General features: G+C 73.1%; 4 protein-coding genes. 2 read left to right on the top strand and 2 right to left on the bottom strand.

Going from position 1 to position 3252, the window contains the following annotated elements:
• Positions 1 to 210: 210 nt before the first annotated feature.
• Entirely contained in the window at positions 211 to 1203 is a 993-nt protein-coding gene (locus ABZ297_RS46510; RefSeq protein WP_355360954.1) for a hypothetical protein, read from the top strand.
• A gap of 228 nt (positions 1204 to 1431) precedes the next feature.
• Here the strand turns inward: ABZ297_RS46510 and ABZ297_RS46505 are convergent, their stop codons facing one another.
• Positions 1432 to 1794, bottom strand: coding sequence for a DUF5130 family protein (locus tag ABZ297_RS46505; RefSeq protein ID WP_350811456.1), 363 nt, complete (start codon positions 1792 to 1794; stop codon positions 1432 to 1434).
• 6 nt (positions 1795 to 1800) lie between these two features.
• Positions 1801 to 2091, bottom strand: a complete 291-nt coding sequence (locus ABZ297_RS46500; RefSeq protein WP_355360951.1) for a hypothetical protein — start codon at positions 2089 to 2091, stop codon at positions 1801 to 1803.
• A gap of 136 nt (positions 2092 to 2227) precedes the next feature.
• Between ABZ297_RS46500 and ABZ297_RS46495 the strand changes: the two genes are divergently transcribed.
• Positions 2228 to 3252, top strand: a 1025-nt coding sequence (locus ABZ297_RS46495; protein ID WP_355360948.1) for a serine/threonine-protein kinase, incomplete at its 3' end; no start/stop codon positions are given.

The following is a 3252-nucleotide window of genomic DNA, read 5'->3' as shown; positions in this document are numbered from 1 at the left end:
GGAGGTCTGTCGTGTGCTCTTCCGATCTGCCCCTGAGAGGCGATCGGTTGTCGGGGGGCAGGTCCATGCCGTGACCCCTTCGGCGGCGAGCACGCCCGGTGTTCCCGTGATCTTCGTCGCGGCGGCCCGCGACGCTGACGAGCGGGGTGACGAAGTAGCCGAGGTTTCAGGGCGGGCCGACCCGTCCTGGCGCCGTGAGAGGCTGAGCGCGTGGACACGACTCGGGATCTGCTCGTCGCCCTGGCCCGCCGCTACGCCTTCGCCGACCTCGGGGCGCTCGTCCCTAACGCCGACGTGGCCGATGTGTGCGAGTTCGGGCACCGGCTGCTCTCGCTCGACGCCGAGGACTTCGCGGTGGAGGCCAGGGCCGTCCCGGCCGAGCTGAAGCGGCAGGCGCGGGAGTGTCACATGCCTCAGACCCCGCGCGAGCAGCCCCGCGGCGCGCTGGAGTCGCTGCGGCCCGCGTACGGGCTGCTGCTGGAGGTGATCGGCGTCCGCTGGCACCGGCGCGAGCTGAGCTCGATGATCGCCGCGGTGCACATCGCCAGCGAGTACCTGCCGCTGCTCGCGTTCGAACCGCACCTCGGCCACGCGGGCGACCCGGCGCGCTGGCCCGCCGGGCTGAGCGCCACCGGGAGCAGGTTCGGCGTGATCGGTGACCGCGAGTGCGACCACACCAAGTCCGAGCAGTCGGCCACCAACCGGACGTTGCGGGTCGCGTCCGAACCCGCCCAGGGTTGGCGGGCGTACTTCGACCGGCAGCACAGCCAGGTGGCCGGCGCGCTGGCCGTCTGTGTCGCCAGTTGCCGCAACCCGTGCACGGCCATGGACTGGATCGACCCGGAGCCGCGCGCCGACCTGCACCGGCGCGCCCGTACCGCGCTGGCGCTCGCCGAGACCCCGCTGGTACGGCTGCGCCACGCGGCGCCCGTCGGCCACGGGTTCGGCGTGCCGTCGCCGGAAGAGGTGCTGGACGCCTGGGAGCGCAGCCGGGCCGTGCTCGACAAGAACCCCGTCGGCGCGGCGGCGCTCGAGGACGACGGGTTCCCGCTGCCGGGGCTGCCGTCGCTCTTCTCGGCCATCGCCGGCGCGCCCATCGCCCCCTCGACGCTCCTCAGCAGCGTCAGTCGGCACGTCGTCGGCCTGCTGGAACGCCTCGACCCTGGAACCCTCCAGGCTGACGGCTCCCCCTCTCTCGCCTAGAAGGAGAGGAGGGCGTCGCCTACCGCGGGGGCGCAGGCGACGCCCCGACTCACCCTCGCCGCTCAACTCCTTGGCAGGCGCGTCCCACTCCTTCCAGGACCGGCACCAGCCACCTCGCCCGCCCTCACCTCCCGAAAGCGCCCCAGGCGCCTCGCCGGCCCCGCGCCCCGGGAGCAGCCCAGCCCCCGCAGACCGGACCCTTGCCTCCTCGGGTGGGCCTTGGGATGGTCAGCGTTTCGCGGTGGCCTGTTCGGCGAGGGCGCTGATGCCGTACAGGAGGCCGCCCACGAGGTCGCCGACGCTGAAGGCGGTCGCCATGGACATCGCGGTGAGCCTGCACGCGCCGTCCGAGAGGCGGCGCCGGGCGTTCTCGCCCGTCACGATCTCCAAGGCGCGGCCCGTCACGTCCACGAAGATGACCACGGCGTCGTCCGCCTCGTCGCCGAGCGCGGCGTGCAGCCGTTCGGCGAAGTGGCGCCTGCCGCCGACCGGCTCGCCGAGGAACGCGCCGAAGCGGAGGCCGCTACGCCGCTCAGCGGCGTGCAGCGCCCGCCTGACGTCGTCGGCCTGTGCCGCGGTGAGTGCCCGCATCGCTCATCACCACCCCGCCGACGCGCCGCCGACATTGCGGCCCGGTTCGGACGTCTGCGCCGCGGCCACCCAGTCGGCCTCGGGCACCTGCGCCCAGTGCGCCACCCGGTCGGCCAGCACCAGGCTCGAGGTGCTGACGCCGTGCTCGCTGCGCGACGGCCCGCCCAGCCACACCGGCCCCGGCGCGGACCTGCGTGCCGAGCCCAGTCCCGGAACCATGACCAGCAGACTTATCAGGATGAACAGGGCAACAGACACCCCGAGAAGGAAGCCCAGAATCTCCAGCGGACTGTTCACAACAAGAACGTAGACCCGGTTCGCGTGCCCGGCCAGCCCCGCTCGTGAGAGAGTCTTGACGCGAGGTCCCCCACCTGAGGTCAACAGAACTGTGGATGCTCCAGCTTCGATCGGTAGATACCCGATCGAACGCGTCTTGGGCACGGGCGCGTTCGCGACGGTGTGGCTCGGCCGCGACGACCAGCTCGACTCGTACGTCGCCATCAAGGTGCTCGCCGAGAACTGGGCGGCGGAGCCGGCGGTGAACGAGCGCTTCCTCAAGGAGGCCAGGCTGCTGCGCCAGGCCGACTCCCCGAGGATCGTCCAGGTGCACGACACCGGCGAGTTGCCGGACGGCAGGCCGTACTTCGTCATGACGTATGCCGACATGGGGTCACTGGCTGGGCGCCTCCTGGAGGGGTCGCTGCCGGTCGTCGAGGCGATCCGCATCGTCGGCGAGATCGCCGAGGGGGTGGAGGTGCTGCACCGCATGGGCATCGTCCACCGCGACCTCAAGCCGTCGAACGTGCTGTTCCGCTCGGTGGCCGGTGGAGGCGAGCGGCTGATGGTGGCCGACCTGGGCGTCGCGCGGTCGCTGGCCGACGCCACCAGCCACACCATCGCGGCGGGCTCTCCCGGGTATATGGCGCCGGAGCAGATGCGCCTCGACGGAGGGCCGGACGAGCGCGCGGACGTCCACGGACTGGGGGCGATGGCTTACCACCTGCTCACCGGGCAGGTCCCCGGCTCGGGGGCGGTTCGGCTCGCGCCGCAGCGGCTGCGGCAGGAGATCCCGGAGCGGGTGGGGGCGGCCATCATGAAGGCCATCGACCCCGACCCCGACCACCGCTGGCCGACCGTCACCCAGTTCGCCTCGGCCCTGCGGGGCGAGGACGGCCCTTACCCGGCTCTGGGAGCGGGGGTTGGCGCGGGCATGGCTCCCGGTACGGGCGAGCATCCCCGAGTGGAGGTCGGCGCGGGTTCGCCTGCGGAGCCGGGCACCGCCGCTCACCTCGATTCGGGTAGGAACGGGGCCACGCCCCCAGGCGAGGGTGGACGCCCTCATGCGGACACCCCGGATGCCGGCACAGCCCCTGACACGGGCGGCGACGCACGCGCAGGCGACGCGGCCGTGGACGGCGCGGTCGTGGACGGCGCGGTCGTGGACGGCGGGGTCGCGGG

Origin of the sequence: Nonomuraea sp. NPDC005983 (genome assembly GCF_040614375.1) — a bacterium.
GTDB lineage: Bacteria > Actinomycetota > Actinomycetes > Streptosporangiales > Streptosporangiaceae > Nonomuraea.
Note: the sequence above shows the minus strand (reverse complement) of the source record. Positions and strands in the feature narration are given on the sequence as shown.

What these genes read in the sequence shown, in the direction of transcription:
- ABZ297_RS46505 (WP_350811456.1), bottom strand. Translation starts at nt 1,794, where the DNA reads ATGCGGGCACTCACCGCGGCACAGGCCGACGACGTCAGGCGGGCGCTG.